Source organism: Synechococcus sp. BS56D (genome assembly GCF_004332405.1).
Classification (GTDB): Bacteria; Cyanobacteriota; Cyanobacteriia; order PCC-6307; family Cyanobiaceae; genus Synechococcus_C.
In genome coordinates this window covers 54,502-70,482 of the sequence record NZ_PHQU01000001.1, presented here as the reverse complement: position 1 = coordinate 70,482, position 15,981 = coordinate 54,502, and the positions used below count along the sequence as shown (strand labels likewise).

Here is a 15,981-nt window from a genome sequence, read left to right as displayed (position 1 = left end):
GACGACGGTTCCGTTCAGGCTGCCAGGGCCAGCTCGAAGGCGCCGCGATCGCTGCCTTCACCGCGCTCAAACACCTTGCAGAACACCTTCACCACCCTGTCGCCGGAATCCACTTGCTCGAGCGGGTCCTTGCGCAGGCGGTGACGCAGGCAGCAGGAGGCCACTCGGGCCACGTCGTCTTCACTGACTTCCGTACGGCCTTCGAATGCCGCAAGGGCCCTCGCCGCCCGGTTCGTGACGATGTCACCCCGCAGGCCATCGACATCCAGCTCACCGCAGATGGCCGAGATGCGCAGGCGCAGGTCGTCGTCGATCTGCACCTGGGGTAAGCGATTCTGCGCTTCAACAACCCTTTGCTGCAAAGCGTTCTGGTTAGTTTCCACCGCGGAGCTAAAGCCCTCGGGGTCGCTGTCGAAGGCCGTGCGCTGATCGACCACCTGCACGCGCAGCTCTGGGTCGCGCACCGTGCGCACCTCCACGCTCATGCCAAAGCGGTCGAGCAGCTGCGGGCGTAGTTCACCCTCCTCAGGGTTGCCAGAACCGATCAACACGAAGCGGGCTGGGTGGCGGACCGACACCCCTTCCCGTTCCACCGTGTTCCAGCCGGAGGCAGCTGAATCGAGCAGAACGTCCACTAGGTGATCGTCGAGAAGGTTCACCTCATCGACGTAGAGCAGGCCGCGATTGGCTTTGGCCAGCAGTCCAGGCTCGAAGGCGCGCACACCCTCGCTGAGTGCCTTTTCGATATCGATGGTGCCGCAAAGGCGGTCTTCGGTGGCCCCGAGGGGCAGGTCCACCATGGGCACCTGGCGAGTTTCGGTGGTCAGGCTTTCGCCATGCTCCAGGCGCTGGCGCACCTCGCTGCTCTGGAGGTCAGGGTCGGTGGCCGAGCTGTTGTAGGGATCGCCGGCTACCACCTCGATGCCAGGTAGTAGATCCGCCAAGGCACGGATGGTGGTGGATTTCCCCGTGCCGCGGTCACCCATGATCATCACGCCGCCGATGCGGGGATCGATCACGTTGAGCAGCAGGGCCAGTTTCATCTCCTCCTGGCCGATCACGGCGGTGAAGGGGAAAACCCTGCGCTTCCGGGTTGAACTCACGGGCTGACGCGCTGCACAGAGGTGGATTGTTTCACAGGCAGGACGGTGAGCACCTGCGGTGGGGTGGCATCAGCCGGATACACCAGCCTGACCCGCACCTTGCGGCTCTGGCCCGGGGCCAGGGTGACTTGGCCGAGGACAGGCCCTTCCTGCCCCTGTCGCAGCACCAGATGCAGGCGCCGTCGGCCGAGGGGCCGTCCGTTGGCCCCATCCAAGCCGCTCACTTCCACCGGTCCTCTGAACATCACAGGACCGCTGGCCGGGGTCTTGAAGCGCAGGCTGCTGCTGGTGCTGCCGGTCTTGAAGGGGGATTCCAGCGCGATCGCGACCCTGCGGCTTCCGGGCCCGGGATTGTGTAGCGGCAGGGTGAGGTCGTATTCGACGCCGTAGTTGCCGTGGGCGGCCCAGGCGGTGCCTTCAGAGAACACCTTGAGCTCTGCGGTTTGCACCTGCCCGGTGCCGAGATCGCCACGTTCAAGGCTGCTGATCGGCCAGGAGATCGCTTTGTCCTGGACGATCAGGCTGTTGGAGCCGGGATCACTGAGGGTGGCCCGCCAGAGGCTGCCGATCTGGACGCCGCTGACCCTGGAATAGATGATCTTTCCCTTGCTTCCCCGCGGAGTGGGCTGGTGCTCTTTAGGGCTGAGCGTGCCAGCGTCTAGCAATGACTGCCAGTGGGATACCGGCGGCGCTGAGGCTCCTTCGCCGTAGGCCGCCAGGGTGGCGACGTAGACCGGGGCTGAGCTGCGAAGGCGCAGCTGCAGGTTGCGGCCATTGAGCAGAGGGTCGAGGCCTGCCACCGGAATTGGCAGCACCACCAGAGGGCTGGCTTCTCCGGGACTGATCTCCCAGCGGCTCGTTAGCTCTTGAGCCTGGTTGCCTCGGAGCAGATCCCCGGCCACGCGGCTGCCAGGCCCTGCCGCGATCGGACTGCTGGTTTCCGCCATCAGCGATGGCAGCGGCAGGAAGGGGGCGGCTGTTTGCCCCTTGCGGGTGGCCTGGGAGAGGGAGGTGCTCCCCCCGAGCAGCTCCAGGGTCACAGGCTCATCCCCTGCCGGCTCCGCTACCAGTGCCAGCCAGAGGGTGGAATCGAGCGACTCCGGTTTGCCCGCATACACGTGGTGGCTGAACAGGTCAAAGCGACCGCTCAAAGGCAGATTGAGGCCTGGGGCGTCCGGGAAGGTTGAAAGCAGGATCCCTTCACCGGTGATCAGTTCGGGGTTGTTGTCGTTGACCATCAACACCCCATCCAGTTGTCCAGGCAGGGGGCGAACGCTCTGCTGGCGCTGGATGATCTCAGCGGTCTTCGGCTTGGCGTCTTCGCCCGCCAGCGCGGGGCCGACTGCTAAGCCGGCTGCTATGCCGACTGCCGCGCCAGCTGCTACGCCAGCTGTGGCGAGCGTGCGGCTGAGGGCGGCGAAGGACATCAGCGGTTGGGCCGTCATGGCGTGGTGCTGGCGGTCGCTCCTGTTTTAGGCGGCTTGCGCACCACCGGTGGTTTGGGCTTCAGCACCGGTGCCATGGCTGCGGCCATCTCGCGGATTAGTTCGGTGGAGCGGGGGTCGTTGAAAGGCCCTTTCACCACAAATGCAGCAACGGCTCTGCTGCCATCGGGGAGCTCGATCAGTCCCGCGTCGGCATAGGCGATGCCGATGTCCCCGGTTTTGTTCAATACCCGATAGCCCTTGATCATCAGGCTGTCGTCAGGGTCTCCCTGTTCGCCCCCCAGGCCTTTCAGCAGGCCTCCAGGCAGCAGTCGGTTGGTCCGTGAGGTGCCCATTACCTCTCGGAACAGATCACGGCTCCTGGGGCCCAGGGTTTCGCCGGTGTCCACCAGCGCGATGGAGCGGGCCAGGTCACGGGCGCTGGTGGTGTTGGTGCCCTCCAGATCCGGAAGCCAGTTGTTCACCGCTGTGGCGCTCAGGCCGAGGGCGTTGAAGCGTGCATTGAGCTCTTCCTTGCCACCGACCCTTTCGATCAGCAGGTTGGTGGCGCTGTTGTCACTCACCCGGATCATTTCTGTGGCCACCTCATGGGTGGGGAAACGGGTGCCGATCGGTTTGGAGGCCATCCATCCAGCGCCGCCGCCAACGGTGGTTTTCGTGAGGGTGAGGGGTTCGTTCCAACTGAGGGTGCCAGCATCCAGCAACTCCAGGGCCACCAGCAGGATCGGGGTTTTAATCGAGCTCGCCGCAGGCAGCGCGGTGTCGGGATTCAGCTGGGCGTAGCGGCCGTCATCGAGCAGCAGCAGGAAGGCGCTGACTTGTAAATCCTTCTGGGAGGCAGCCAGTTCCTGCCAGCGTTGGCTGAGGGCTGTGAGTTCGGTTTTGGTTTCGAAACGACCGAGGCTGGAGGCGAAGCCGCTGAGGCGTGTGGTGCTTGGAAGGGCCTGGGGTCCTGTGCTGATCGCCCCCTGGAGGAGCTTGGGGTTCAGCCAGTCGGGTAAGGGCATCCCGCTAGCCCCTGCGCCAGTGCCTCCCTGGGACACATGGGGGGCGAGCATCTTCAGGGCAGAGCCACTGATCACGCCAAGGCCGATGCCCATGAGCATCAGGCGCACCAGCAGCATGAGGGGGCGGCGCCAGCCAGCTTCTGGGCGACGGGATCGGCTGCTGCTCACCGTTGGGCTGCAAGGGTCTGCCGAGGTTAAGAGCGGTCCCGGTGAATCGCCCAGCGCAGCTGACGCACCATGCCGCGGACGAGAGCAACCTCCTCGCTCCTGACCATGGCTCGCTGCAACAGGCCACGCAGCTTGGCCATGCGTGCATGGGCGGTGTGCTCCAGGAGAAAGCCAACCTCCAGAAGCAGTGCTTCCGCATCCTTCAGGCAGGGCTCTAGCTCGCTGGGACCAGCTGGTGAGGGCTGGCTGTCATTGGGGGCGCTGCCACGGCGTAGGCGTTCCAGTTCGTGGAGCACCACCGCAACGGCATGGGAGAGGTTGAGGGAGGGGTAGCTGGCGTGGCTGTGCAACTGAATCACCCGCTGGCTGAGCAGTAGCTCATCGTTGCTGAGGCCCCGATCCTCCCGCCCGAACACCAGCGCCGCCCGAGGGCTGTCGCCGTCCCCTGCTTCCGGAGCGTTCAGCAGCCAGGGCAGCACCTGTTCAGGCGGATGCAAGGGAATCTCGCCATGGTCGAGCCGTCCGCAGGTGGCCACGACCCGCCGGCAGTCCGCCAGGGCACTGATCAGGTCGGGGTAACAGCGAGCCTGCTCGAGCACCGCCAGACCGTGCACGGCCATGCGCTGAGCCTCGGGGTCAGCGCTGGAGCAGCGAGGTGCCACCAGGCGTAGGTCTTGGATTCCGAAATTGGCGCAGAGCCTGGCGACGCTCCCCACGTTGAGCGGTCCTGAGGGTTCGACCAGCACCACGCAGAGTTGTTGGGTGGGGCTCATTCGAGGGATTTGAGATGGGCGAGCAGATCGGCCATCGTTTGAGGTTCGACTTCGAAGCGGGGCATGGGTGGCGTCGCGCCACTCACCACCTGGTGAATCAGTGAGGGGTCGCTGCGGCGGTCGGCGATGCCATGCAGATTCGGGCCCACCAGCCCTTGGCCTGCCAGGCCATGGCAGCCGGCGCAATTGATTCGGAAGATCTGGCCGCCATGGTCGGCATCACCACTGAGTTGGAGGGTGGCCCGCACGTAGGGATCCCGTCCTGCGCTGCCCATCACCCAGAGGGTCAGCACGATGCAGGTCATGGCTGCAACACTCACCAGCGCGGCGATCAGGCCCCGCTTCTCCCCCACGGGCCCTACAGCAGTTGATGACGGAGCTGTCACGGTCGCGGCCTGGCCATGAAACAATTGTGCTCAATCTTTTCATCGGTCGCGACGACATGATCGAACCTCTGCTCTGCGGCATCGTTCTGGGTCTGATCCCCGTCACCCTGGTGGGTCTGTTTGTTGCTGCCTGGAACCAGTACCGCCGGGGCAGTGCCCTGGGGGGCTGATCAGCAGCAGTCCGCTGTTGCCATAGCGCCGCTGGTCCCTGAGTTGCCAACCCTGAGGCAGCTCGGGGATTGCTTGTATGGCGTGTTCGCAGATCACCAGCGCTCCATCGCGGAGCCATTGACCTCTGAGCAGTAAGTCCAGACCTGGCGCATACAACCCCGCGGCGTAGGGGGGATCGAAATACACCAGGTCAAATCCAGGGTCAGATTCAGGTCGCCCTGTGCCAAGCCAGCGTCTGAGGTCGGCACAAATCACGCTGTGGCTTGGTGAGGGCGATAAGCCAGTGGCGGTGGCCGCCATGTTCTCGCGGCAGATTGCTGCAGTGCCTGGATTCTTCTCAATAGCGAGCACCCTCATCGCCCCCCTGAGCATCGCTTCGCAACCCATCACGCCACTGCCGCTGCAGAGGTCAAGCCAATGGCAGCCGTGGAGCTCTGGGGCCAGCATGTTCATCACCGCCTGCCGCACAAGGCCTGTGGTGGGACGGGTGCCGTCACCTTTCGGGCTTTTGAGGCGGCGGCCTCCACTCAGTCGCAGCTCACCCTTGGCAGTGCTTCCTTTCACGCCTGGCAAGGGCTGCTGCGCTCGAGCCATTGCAGCCAGCGTTGAAGCAATCGCTGCCCTGCGTCACCTGATTTTTCAGGATGAAACTGGCAAGCCCCCAGTCGCCCGCTCCAGACCATGGCCGTCGCCTGACCTCGGCCGAAGGGCGCGCTGGCAGCGAGCACCTCAGGCTGCTCTGGAGCGGCGGCATAGGAATGAACGAAATACATCCATTCCTCTGGGTCATCGTGTCCGAGAAGCGGGCAGGGATGCGACACCTGGAGAGGTGCCCAGCCCATGTGGGGGATGCGTTCTCCGGCATCATCCGGAAGCCGCCTCACATGGCCCTTCAGCAGGCCAAGCCCGGGGCGTCTGCCTTCCTCGCTGCGTTCAAATAAGAGTTGAAGACCTAGGCAGATTCCCAGCAGCGGTTTCGCTTCGGCGTGCCACTGCTGCAGGTGGGGGATGAGGCCTGTCTGCTCAAGCTGAGTCATTGCTGGGTCGAAGGCTCCGACACCAGGAAGGATCAACGCATCGCAGGACGCCAGATTGTCTGGGTCATGGACCATCCCTAGCGGCTGATCGAGACGTGCGAATGAGGTCTGCACCGAGTGCAGGTTCCCCATCCCGTAATCAATCAGCCCAATCCTCAAGGTGATGGGGAAGTGATCAGAGGTACTTGGAGATCGTGCCGGAGAGGGTCGCCTTGGGAACGGCGCCGACCACGGTGTCTACCTTCTGACCGCCCTTGAACACCATCAGCGTGGGGATGCTGCGAATGCCGTATTGGCTGGCGACGTTTGGATTTTCGTCGGTGTTCAGCTTGAACACTTTGATTTTGCCTTCGAATTCCTTGGCGATTTCGTCGACGATCGGAGCCACCATGCGGCAGGGGCCGCACCAGGGGGCCCAGAAGTCGACCAGCACAGGCACGTCGCTCTGGAGCACGTCCTGCTCGAAGGAGGCGTCGGTGACGGCAGCAGCGCTGGACATTCGATCTGACCTGGATTTTCACTGAAACTTAGCAACCATCAGCGGATTTATTCAGTGCCGAGATGGTGACTGAGGCGAACTGTGATGCTCGCCGGGGGAAGACAAAAAGCCCGAGCGCGTCGGGCCGGGGGGTGTGAGGAGTGTGTGGGCCGGAGCCCCCACAAGGGCAAGGTTAACGCTTGTCTTGATGGTGTCGCACGGGTCTTATTTTGCGACTTTCTTGGTTTTGGAGTTGGCTTATTTGCCCATGCCCAGCTGCTGGGCTTTCTGATAAACCTTGCCTTCGGTGAGCAGGGAGGGGGCAACGACGACCTCCACCTGTTGCATGTCGCGGATGGTTTGAGCCCCGAGGGTTCCCATCGAGGTTTTGAGGCATCCCAACAGGTTGTGGGTGCCATCATCCAGTTTCGCGGGACCCCGCAGGATGCGCTCCAGGCTGCCGGTGCTGCCGACGTTGATGCGAGTACCCCGGGGCAGGACTGGGCTCGGGGTGGCCATGCCCCAGTGGAAGCCACGGCCGGGGGCTTCCTCGGCACGAGCGATCGGTGAGCCGATCATCACGGCATCGGCTCCACAGGCGATGCACTTGCAGATGTCACCACCGGTGACGATGCCGCCATCGGCAATGATCGGAACGTATCGGCCGCTTTCACGCTGGTAGTCCTCCCGGGCGGCGGCGCAGTCAGCCACGGCAGTCGCCTGGGGGATGCCCACACCAAGGACTCCCCTGGATGTGCAGGCGGCTCCGGGGCCGATGCCCACCATCACGCCGGCGGCGCCAGCGCGCATCAGCTGAAGGGCCACGTCGTAGGTGACGCAGTTGCCGATCACGACGGGGACTCCCATGTCCCGGCAGAGGGCTTCCAGGTCGAGGGTGTCTTGCCCTTCTGGACCGATGTGGTTGGTGGAGACCACGGTGGCCTGCACGAAGAAAAGGTCGGCACCGGCCTCAGCGATTGCTTTGCCGAATCGCATGGCAGCCACGGGGGTGCCGCTCACCGCAGCGATGCCACCTTTGGCTTTGATGTCTTGGATGCGCTTGCGGATCAAGCTCTCCTGAACAGGCTGGCTGTAGATCTCCTGCATCAGGGGGACGAATGCGTCCTTGCCTACCGCTGCAATGCGGTCGAGAACGGCGTTCGGGTCTTCGTAGCGGGTCTGAACACCCTCAAGGTTGAGCACACCCAGGGCCCCCAGTTGAGAGAGCTGAACGGCCATGTCCACATCCACCACACCATCCATGGCGCTGGCGATGATCGGAATCTCCCGTTCGATGCCCCCCAGGCTCCAGCGGGTGTCTGTGACCTCGGGATCAACGGTTCGACCGCCGGGCACAAGGGCGATCTCGTCGATGCCATAGGCCCGGCGGACAACCTTGGAGCGACCGAGCTGAATGTTCACCGCAAGCCAATGAAGATCCAGACAAGCTACCAAGCGGTGTTGAAGGGGCTCAGCCCTTGCCGCCGCCCCGGAACTCTTGCAAGCGGCCACTGACGGCGGTGAACACCTTGCGCCGCTCATCACTCCGAACAAGACGAGTGACAGAGAACCAGGCCAACCAGCTCACTCCCGCCAGTTCGAACAGGCGTGGGGCCAGAGGAACCGTGGCGATTGCCGCAAGGATGCCGCTGTAGATCCGCATGACCAGGATCAAGCCAACCAGGCCTACCCCCAGCAGCAGAGGCTGACGCAGGCGCTGCCATTGATGATCAAGATCCTGTTCCTGCCACCAGCTGCGTAGCTTTTCGCTGAGCAGATCCCATTCCCCGCCTTCACCGTTCTCGAGATCGGCCTGGCCAGGGTCGGGGCTCATGGCTGCTGGCACGGTGACGCGGCTGGCAATGGCCGGATCGAGAGGTATCGGTGTGACAGCTGCTTCGATGCTGGCGGCTGGCTCAGTGGCAGTTGCCGACTCTTGGCCCAGGATCGTGGGGTTCGTGTCTTCAGCGCTCGCGCTGGCAGTGCTTGTCTCGGGGGTGCTTGAAGGAGCTGGCTCGCTCGGCACGGCGGCTGTGTCCTGCAACGGCTGCTCGATGCCCGCCCCTGGGGTGCTGCTGCTGGAGGGGTCGGTCGTCATGGAAGCCGCGTTGGTTCACGGGCAGGGAGCTTAAAGGCGTCTGCCCGCAGTGGCGACTCTTGCGGCTGATTCCGTAGCGATCCCTCACGCAAGACGTCTGAACCGTTCGCGATAAACTGATCGCAGGCAAATCAGGTCTTTTATGGCGGATCCAGTGGGGCCCGGCAGCGGCGGTCCCGGAGAATCCGACGGTCGGATCATTCAGACGGATCTGCGCAACGAGATGTCGCGCTCCTATCTGGAGTACGCGATGAGCGTGATCGTCGGGCGCGCCCTGCCTGACGCACGCGACGGACTCAAGCCAGTGCATCGACGCATCCTCTATGCGATGTACGAGCTGGGGCTGACGAGCGATCGGCCCTACAGGAAATGCGCCCGTGTGGTGGGTGAGGTGCTTGGTAAGTACCACCCCCACGGCGACACGGCGGTGTACGACGCTCTAGTGCGTATGGCCCAGAACTTCTCGATGTCGATGCCCCTCATTGATGGGCACGGCAACTTCGGTTCGGTCGATAACGACCCGCCGGCGGCCATGCGTTACACCGAATCGCGGCTCCAGGCGCTCACCACCGACAGCCTGCTGGAGGACATCGAGGCGGAAACGGTTGATTTCGCCGACAACTTCGACGGCTCCCAGCAGGAGCCCACCGTGCTGCCAGCCCGGATCCCCCAGCTGTTGCTCAACGGGTCAGCCGGCATCGCCGTGGGAATGGCGACCAACATCCCGCCCCACAACCTCGTTGAGCTCATCAACGGACTCTTGGCGCTGATCGAGAACCCGGAGCTCGATGACAACGCGCTGATGCAGATCATTCCGGGCCCCGATTTCCCCACCGGTGGTCAGATCCTGGGCCGCTCCGGCATCCGCGAGACCTATCTCAGTGGCCGTGGTTCGGTGACGATGCGCGGGGTCGCGGCGATCGAAACACTGGAGGTGCCTGGCCGGCCCGATCGAGACGCGGTGATCATCACCGAGTTGCCTTACCAAACCAACAAGGCGGCGCTGATTGAGCGCATCGCCGAGATGGTGAATGACAAGAAATTGGAGGGCATCTCCGATATCCGCGATGAAAGCGATCGCGATGGCATGCGCATCGTGGTGGAGCTGCGCCGTGATGCCTACCCGCAGGTGGTGCTGAATAACCTGTTCAAGCTCACTCCACTGCAAAGCAATTTCAGCGCTCACATGCTGGCGCTGGTGAATGGGGAGCCGATCCTGCTCACCTTGCGCAAGATGCTGCAGGTGTTCCTCGACTTCCGGGTCGAGACGATTGAGCGGCGCACCCGCTACCTGCTGCGTAAAGCCGAAGAGCGCGACCACATCCTTCTGGGCTTGCTGCTGGCCCTTGATCAGCTCGACCCGATCATTGCCCTGATCCGGGCTGCTCCCGATACGGCCACGGCTCGTCAGCAGCTGCAGGACCGCCATGGCCTCAGCGAGATCCAGGCTGACGCCATCCTTCAGATGCAGCTGCGCAGGCTTACGGCCCTGGAAGCGGACAAGATCCGTCTTGAGCACGAGGATCTGGTCACCAAAATTGCCGACTACAAGGACATCCTCGGCCGTCGCGAGCGAGTGTTCGGAATCATTCAGGACGAGCTCACGCAGCTGCGTGAGCGCTACCCGATTCAGCGCCGCACGGAGATTCTCGATCTCGCTGGTGGGCTGGAAGATATCGACCTGATCGCCAATGAGCGCTCGGTGGTGCTGCTCACCGAAACCGGCTACCTCAAGCGCATGCCGGTGAGCGAGTTTGAAGCCACCAGTCGCGGCACCCGCGGCAAGGCCGGCACCCGTAGCCAGGGGGAGGAGGCCGTGAAGCTGTTTATCGGCTGCAACGATCACGACACCCTGCTGCTGTTCAGTGACCGGGGGGTCTCCTATGCCCTGCCGGCGTATCGGGTGCCTCAGTGCAGCCGCACCGCCAAGGGCACGCCGGTGGTGCAGTTGCTGCCAATCCCGCGCGAGGAATTAATCACCTCGCTGCTGGCGGTCTCGGAGTTCAACGACGACACCGATCTGTTGATGCTCACCCAGGGCGGCTTCATTAAGCGCACACGCCTGTCTGCCTTCAGCAACATCCGCTCCAACGGTTTGATCGCGATCGGTCTTGAAGAGGGAGATGCACTCACCTGGGTGCGCCTGGCTGTGCCGGGCGACAGCGTCTTGATTGGCTCCAAAGCTGGCATGACCATCCATTTCCGCCTCAGCGATGAGGAGCTGCGGCCTCTTGGACGCACAGCACGGGGTGTGCGTTCGATGAATCTGCGCGATGGTGATGCCCTGGTGAGCATGGACGTGTTGCCCGTGGAGCTGGCCGATCGGGTGGCCCAGAGCAGCGACGACGACTCCGAGGATGATGAGGCCGGCGCGGCCAGCGATGGCCCATGGGTGCTGGTGGCTTCGGCCTCCGGATTGGGTAAGCGGGTGCCGGTCACCCAATTCCGCCTTCAGAAGCGTGCGGGCATGGGCCTGCGGGCGATGAAGTTCCGCACCGAAGCCGATGCCTTGGTGGGTCTGCGCGTGCTTGGTGCCGGCGAAGAGGTGTTGCTGGTGAGCGAGAAGGGCGTGATTGTGCGCACCAGCGCCGATTCCATTCCCCAGCAGTCACGGGCGGCCACGGGGGTGCGGCTGCAGCGGCTTGATAAGGGCGATCGTCTCTCAGAGGTCGTGTTGGTGCCGCCGGAAGCCGAGTCTGATGAGGCGACCGACGCTGAAACTGAAGACGAAGCTGCTGAGGCTGCCGCCAGCACTGAGCCCCAGGACAGCTGACCTTGGCTGAACCGGTGGATGTGTTGGTGCTCGGGGGCGGCCCTGCCGCCCTCTGCATCGCCTCGGAACTGAACCAACGCGGTGTGGCTGTTGCGGGCATTGCCCCCGATCCGGTGGATGCCCCCTGGCCGAACACCTACGGCATCTGGGCCAATGAACTCAAAGCAGTAGGTCTCGAGCACTTGCTGGTGCACCGCTGGAGCGACACCGTCAGTTATTTCGGCGCAGGCGGCTCAACGGCTCAGGATCAGAGCCATGCCCACGGGATCGACTACGGCCTGTTCGATCGGGCCGCCTTGCAGCGCTATTGGCTGGAGCGGGCTGATGGGGTGGTGTGGCACCAAGACAAGGCCGAACGGGTCGACGCAACCGGTGCCACCACCAGCGTCAGCTGTGCATCGGGCACCACCTTGCAGGCGCGCTTGGTGATTGATGCCTCCGGCTCGCGCACGCCCCACATTCGCCGCCCGGATCAGGGGCCGGTGGCGGGCCAGGCGGCCTACGGCGTGGTGGGGCGCTTCTCTAAGCCTCCAATCCAGGCGGGTCGGTTTGTGTTGATGGACTACCGCTGTGATCACCTCAGTGAGCAGCAGCGCAGCGAGCCACCCACGTTCCTCTATGCGATGGATCTGGGCGATGGGGTGTTCTTCGTGGAGGAGACATCACTCGCGTTGGCACCGGGGGTGCCCTACGACGTGCTCAAGCAACGGCTGCAGCAGCGCTTGGATCTGCGCGGTGTGGAAATCACCGAGGTGATCCATGAGGAGTTTTGTCTTTTCCCGATGAACCTGCCGCTGCCAGACCGGAGCCAGCCGCTGCTGGCCTTTGGTGGTGCGGCGAGCATGGTGCATCCAGCCTCGGGTTACATGGTGGGATCGCTGCTGCGGCGGGGGCCTGATCTGGCCCAGGCCTTGGCGGAAGCCATCGTCAATCCAAGCCTGGCCTCAGCGGCCTTGGCGCAACGGGGTTGGCAGGCGCTGTGGCCAATCGAGTTGGTGCTGCGCCATCAGCTTTTTCAGTTCGGCCTGGGCCGCTTGATGGGTTTTAACGAAGCCTTGTTGCGCACCCACTTCGCCACGTTCTTTTCACTGCCAAGCGAGGAGTGGTTTGGCTTCCTCACCAATACGTTGCCTTTGCCCAGGTTGATGGCGGTGATGCTGCGTTTGTTTGCGCTGTCGCCCTGGGAGTTGCGGCGGGGGTTGGTGTTGGGGGCTGGGACGCATCAACGTCCCACGTTCCTCCAATCGGCCGGTTGAATCAGGGGGAAAAGGGCATCCTCCGCTTCTACTTCCTCCAGCCATTGCTCGGGCAGGTCTTCACGCCCATCAATCGCTGCCATCAGCCGCCAGAAGCGCTCAAGGTGGCGCTCGATCCTCTCCTTGGCGAGTTCGGTGGTGGTGCCGGCCCGCAGGATGAAGCTCCAGTCGGATGACTGGGCCAGCAGCAGCTCTCGGCCCGCCTGGTGGAGCAGCCGCAGATCGGCCTCACTGCCAACGCCACGGCTGCAGCGCTCCACCATCGCCCTCCCGGCCCGACTCCACTCCGGCACGATCCAGGCGTTGCTCTGATTGAGCCAGTAGTCGTGGAAGCCCCCCTGGCCCCAGCTCGATGGACAGGGGTCGCACAGTTGGAGATTGGGCTGGCTGCTGAGCACGCCTCGCAGCGTGCTGAAGCTCACGCCCTCGCTCGGAGCCTGACGAAATAGTTCACCCAGAAAGCGAGGGCCTTCAAACCACCAATGGCCGAACAACTCCGCGTCAAATGGCGCCACGAGCAAGGGCGGAATCGCCATGCCGGCTCGCAGGTTCTCCAGCTGCGCGCGCCGTCCTTGTAAGTAATGCTTGGCATGGATGGCGCAACGACCTTCAGCCTCCAGCGGTTGGTAGGGCTGCTTCTGATCCAGGGGGGCTTGCAGGTCGCTGACGCGATGGAGTTTCAGCCCCAAGGGCCGTTCGGTCGGCAGCCCGAGGGTTGTGAGGTCCTCCTTGGGCAGATCCCAGCCGAGATCTCGATGAAATTCCCTGTAGGCCGGATCGCCTGGATAGCCATCCCGTGCTGACCACACCGGCAGGGTGGCGTCGCTGTCGCGCCCGAAGAAGGCCACCCCCTGCCGGCTCACGATTGGTGCATACACCCCGTAACGGGGGCGAGGCTTGGCATGCAGGAGACCATGGCCGTCCAGCACCGCGTAACGCAGCCCCGCGTCACGCATCCATTGATCCAGTCCCTCGTAGTAGGCGCACTCCGGTAGCCAGATGCCTACCGCCCGCTCCCCGATCAGTCTTTGGTGTTCGCGAACCGCAGTGCGCAGCTGGGCCCGCACCGCCTCAGGGTGTTCCCGCAGGAGCGGCAGATAGCCATGGGTGGCTCCGCAGGTGAGTAGGTCGAGAACGCCCTGCCGTTGCAGGGTGGCGAAGCGGGGAATCAGATCGCCGTCGCAGGCTGTCCAGCGTTTGAGATGGCGGCTGAAGCAGGCGCTCAGATGCTCAGCAGCCTCGCGCTGGTCGGCAGGAGCTTGTTCAAGCAGCTGCTGGCGTGTGCCGATCCAGGCGGGGAAGCGCTGCCGCAGGGTGGGATCGGCTAGCAGCGAAAGCAGGGTGGGAGAGAGCCCCATGGTGAGCCGGGGCTGCTGCAGCGGATCGGCTGCGGCCGCTTCCAGCACCTCCAGCAGGGGGAGGTAGCACTCGATCAGCGCCTGAAAGAACCAGTCCTCCTCCAGGGAGTCGGGCTCGTTGGCGCGCACGTAGGGCAGATGGGCGTGGAGAACCAGGGCCAGTGCGCCTTCGGCCACGTTCCATCCATCCAGAGCCATTGAATGTACTGTCAACTCGCGACTTCAGTCGTAGGGCCGGGAGCAGTCGCTTAGAGTGGACTAACTCATAGTCACTCCGACTAACAACTGTCGAGGCTGCTGCCATGGCCAAGGATCCCGGCCGCGTACTGATCTTCGACACCACCCTCCGGGATGGTGAGCAGTCTCCAGGCGCCAGCCTGAACCTTGAAGAGAAGCTGGCTATCGCTCAGCAGCTGGCCCGCTTGGGTGTGGATGTGATCGAGGCCGGCTTCCCCTTCGCCAGTCCTGGTGATTTTGCTGCTGTGCAACGAATCGCCCAGCAGGTGGGTGGTGATCAGGGCCCGATCATCTGCGGCCTCGCCCGTGCGTCCCGCGGCGACATCAAAGCCTGCGCCGATGCGGTGGCCCCGGCTCCGCGCCGTCGTATCCACACCTTCATTGCAACGAGCGACATCCACCTCGAGCACAAGCTGCGCAAGAGCCGCAAAGAGGTGCTGGCGATCGTTCCCGAGATGGTTGCTTACGCCCGCTCCCTCGTTGATGACGTGGAGTTCTCCTGCGAGGACGCTGGCCGCAGCGATCCGGAATTCCTGTATGAGGTGATTGAAGCCGCCATTGCTGCAGGGGCCAGCACCATCAACATCCCGGACACCGTTGGCTACACCACCCCCTCAGAATTCGGGACGCTGATCGCTGGCATCGATCAGCACGTGCCCAACATCAATGAGGCGGTCTTGTCGGTGCATGGTCACAACGACTTAGGCCTTGCTGTGGCCAACTTCCTGGAGGCAGTGAAAAACGGTGCCCGGCAGCTGGAGTGCACCATCAATGGCATCGGTGAGCGGGCGGGTAATGCGGCCCTGGAAGAGCTTGTGATGGCCTTGCATGTGCGCCGCCGCTACTACAACCCATTCTTCGGTCGCCCTGAGGATTCCCCAACGCCGCTGACGGCCGTTCGCACCGAGGAGATCACCAAAACCTCGCGCCTGGTCTCGAATCTCACCGGCATGGTGGTGCAGCCAAATAAGGCGATCGTGGGTGCCAATGCCTTTGCTCATGAGTCGGGCATTCATCAGGACGGCGTGCTCAAGAACCGGCTCACCTACGAGATCGTCGATGCGCGCACCGTCGGTCTGAGCGATAACCGCATCTCCCTCGGCAAGCTCAGCGGTCGCAGTGCCGTCCGGGCCCGTCTGGAGGAGCTCGGTTATGACCTCAGCCGTGAGGATCTCGATGAGGCCTTTGCACGCTTCAAGGATCTGGCGGATCGCAAGCGGGAGATCACCGATCGCGACCTGGAAGCGATCGTGAGCGAGCAGGTGCAGCAGCCTGAGGCCCGCTACCAGCTCAAGCTGGTGCAGGTGAGCTGCGGCAGCAGCCTTCAGCCAACGGCCACCGTCACCCTGGCTGATGAGGAAGGCCGCGAGCAGACCACGGCAGCGATCGGCACTGGACCTGTGGATGCCGTGTGCCGCGCCCTCAATGCCCTAGCGGAGGTCCCCAATGAGCTCATGGAGTTCTCGGTGAAATCGGTCACCGAAGGCATCGATGCCATGGGAGAGGTGACGATTCGACTGCGCCGCGATGGCGAGCTTTATTCGGGGCACTCCGCTGATACCGATGTGGTGGTGGCGGCGGCCCAGGCCTTTGTGAATGCGCTCAATCGCTTGGTGGCCGGAACCAGCCGTTCCGCCATTCATCCCCAGCGGGACACCGCGGACGCCGAACTCCGGGCCAGCCTCTGATCC

At 63.7% G+C, this 15,981-nt stretch carries 14 protein-coding genes and 1 pseudogene; 4 read left to right on the top strand and 11 right to left on the bottom strand.

The window, feature by feature from the left end:
• Positions 1-14: 14 nt before the first annotated feature.
• Genes bchI through CWE17_RS00320 form a run of 5 tightly spaced genes read right to left on the bottom strand, consistent with a single transcriptional unit; the run spans position 15 to position 4,882 of the window.
• Positions 15-1,103 (bottom strand): magnesium chelatase ATPase subunit I, encoded by a 1,089-nt coding sequence (bchI, locus tag CWE17_RS00340; RefSeq protein WP_131454393.1) that lies wholly within the window; start codon positions 1,101-1,103, stop codon positions 15-17.
• Positions 1,100-2,530, bottom strand: a complete 1,431-nt coding sequence (locus CWE17_RS00335; RefSeq protein ID WP_240789174.1) for a DUF3370 domain-containing protein — start codon at positions 2,528-2,530, stop codon at positions 1,100-1,102. Before CWE17_RS00335 ends, bchI begins: the two co-directional genes overlap by 4 nt.
• A gap of 14 nt (positions 2,531-2,544) precedes the next feature.
• Positions 2,545-3,723, bottom strand: a complete 1,179-nt coding sequence (locus CWE17_RS00330; protein ID WP_206338333.1) for a serine hydrolase — start codon at positions 3,721-3,723, stop codon at positions 2,545-2,547.
• 26 nt (positions 3,724-3,749) lie between these two features.
• On the bottom strand, positions 3,750-4,496 hold the full coding sequence (locus CWE17_RS00325; protein ID WP_131454391.1) for an RNA methyltransferase: 747 nt from the start codon (positions 4,494-4,496) through the stop codon (positions 3,750-3,752).
• On the bottom strand, positions 4,493-4,882 hold the full coding sequence (locus CWE17_RS00320; protein ID WP_131454390.1) for a cytochrome c: 390 nt from the start codon (positions 4,880-4,882) through the stop codon (positions 4,493-4,495). Before CWE17_RS00320 ends, CWE17_RS00325 begins: the two co-directional genes overlap by 4 nt.
• 56 nt (positions 4,883-4,938) lie before the next feature.
• Between CWE17_RS00320 and petG the strand changes: the two genes are divergently transcribed.
• The gene (gene petG / locus CWE17_RS12320) at positions 4,939-5,052 is read left to right on the top strand and encodes a cytochrome b6-f complex subunit V (protein ID WP_015110794.1); all 114 of its coding nucleotides are present in this window, start codon (positions 4,939-4,941) and stop codon (positions 5,050-5,052) included.
• Between the two features lie 13 nt (positions 5,053-5,065).
• On the opposite strand, the pseudogene rsmD reads toward petG, so the two are convergent.
• The 5 genes and pseudogenes from rsmD to CWE17_RS00290 form a co-directional block, all read right to left on the bottom strand.
• Positions 5,066-5,647, bottom strand: a pseudogene (gene rsmD / locus CWE17_RS00310) (16S rRNA (guanine(966)-N(2))-methyltransferase RsmD); the annotation flags it as partial.
• Entirely contained in the window at positions 5,614-6,222 is a 609-nt protein-coding gene (gene hisH, locus CWE17_RS00305; protein WP_370318252.1) for an imidazole glycerol phosphate synthase subunit HisH, read from the bottom strand. The gene hisH and the pseudogene rsmD, both read right to left, overlap by 34 nt.
• 43 nt (positions 6,223-6,265) lie before the next feature.
• Entirely contained in the window at positions 6,266-6,589 is a 324-nt protein-coding gene (gene trxA, locus CWE17_RS00300; RefSeq protein ID WP_131454387.1) for a thioredoxin, read from the bottom strand.
• A 237-nt stretch (positions 6,590-6,826) separates the two neighbouring features.
• Positions 6,827-7,990, bottom strand: coding sequence for a GuaB3 family IMP dehydrogenase-related protein (locus tag CWE17_RS00295; protein WP_131454778.1), 1,164 nt, complete (start codon positions 7,988-7,990; stop codon positions 6,827-6,829).
• Between the two features lie 49 nt (positions 7,991-8,039).
• On the bottom strand, positions 8,040-8,666 hold the full coding sequence (locus tag CWE17_RS00290) for a CAAD domain-containing protein (RefSeq protein WP_131454386.1): 627 nt from the start codon (positions 8,664-8,666) through the stop codon (positions 8,040-8,042).
• Between the two features lie 142 nt (positions 8,667-8,808).
• Here CWE17_RS00290 and gyrA point away from each other — a divergent pair, with 142 nt between their 5' ends.
• Both gyrA and crtL read left to right on the top strand, forming a co-directional pair.
• Entirely contained in the window at positions 8,809-11,439 is a 2,631-nt protein-coding gene (gyrA, locus tag CWE17_RS00285; protein WP_131454385.1) for a DNA gyrase subunit A, read from the top strand.
• A gap of 2 nt (positions 11,440-11,441) precedes the next feature.
• A complete protein-coding gene (gene crtL, locus CWE17_RS00280; protein ID WP_131454384.1) occupies positions 11,442-12,695 on the top strand; it encodes a lycopene beta cyclase in 1,254 nt (417 codons plus the stop codon).
• Here crtL and CWE17_RS00275 read toward each other — a convergent pair.
• Positions 12,662-14,230: a glycoside hydrolase family 57 protein gene (locus tag CWE17_RS00275; RefSeq protein ID WP_131454383.1), complete on the bottom strand. Its 1,569-nt coding sequence runs from the start codon at positions 14,228-14,230 to the stop codon at positions 12,662-12,664. The two genes, crtL and CWE17_RS00275, sit on opposite strands and share 34 nt — an antisense overlap.
• Positions 14,231-14,355: 125 nt before the next feature.
• On the opposite strand from CWE17_RS00275, the gene CWE17_RS00270 reads away from it, so the two are divergent.
• On the top strand, positions 14,356-15,978 hold the full coding sequence (locus CWE17_RS00270; RefSeq protein ID WP_131454382.1) for a 2-isopropylmalate synthase: 1,623 nt from the start codon (positions 14,356-14,358) through the stop codon (positions 15,976-15,978).
• The last annotated feature ends 3 nt before the right edge of the window (positions 15,979-15,981 follow it).

Excerpts from the sequence above, each read along its gene's own strand:
- CWE17_RS00335 (WP_240789174.1), bottom strand. The coding sequence starts at position 2,530 with ATGTCCTTCGCCGCCCTCAGCCGCACGCTCGCCACAGCTGGCGTAGCA.
- gyrA (WP_131454385.1), top strand. The coding sequence starts at position 8,809 with ATGGCGGATCCAGTGGGGCCCGGCAGCGGCGGTCCCGGAGAATCCGAC.
- hisH (WP_370318252.1), bottom strand. The coding sequence starts at position 6,222 with ATGGGGAACCTGCACTCGGTGCAGACCTCATTCGCACGTCTCGATCAG.
- CWE17_RS00325 (WP_131454391.1), bottom strand. The coding sequence starts at position 4,496 with ATGAGCCCCACCCAACAACTCTGCGTGGTGCTGGTCGAACCCTCAGGA.
- CWE17_RS00290 (WP_131454386.1), bottom strand. The coding sequence starts at position 8,666 with ATGACGACCGACCCCTCCAGCAGCAGCACCCCAGGGGCGGGCATCGAG.
- CWE17_RS00270 (WP_131454382.1), top strand. The coding sequence starts at position 14,356 with ATGGCCAAGGATCCCGGCCGCGTACTGATCTTCGACACCACCCTCCGG.
- petG (WP_015110794.1), top strand. The coding sequence starts at position 4,939 with ATGATCGAACCTCTGCTCTGCGGCATCGTTCTGGGTCTGATCCCCGTC.
- trxA (WP_131454387.1), bottom strand. The coding sequence starts at position 6,589 with ATGTCCAGCGCTGCTGCCGTCACCGACGCCTCCTTCGAGCAGGACGTG.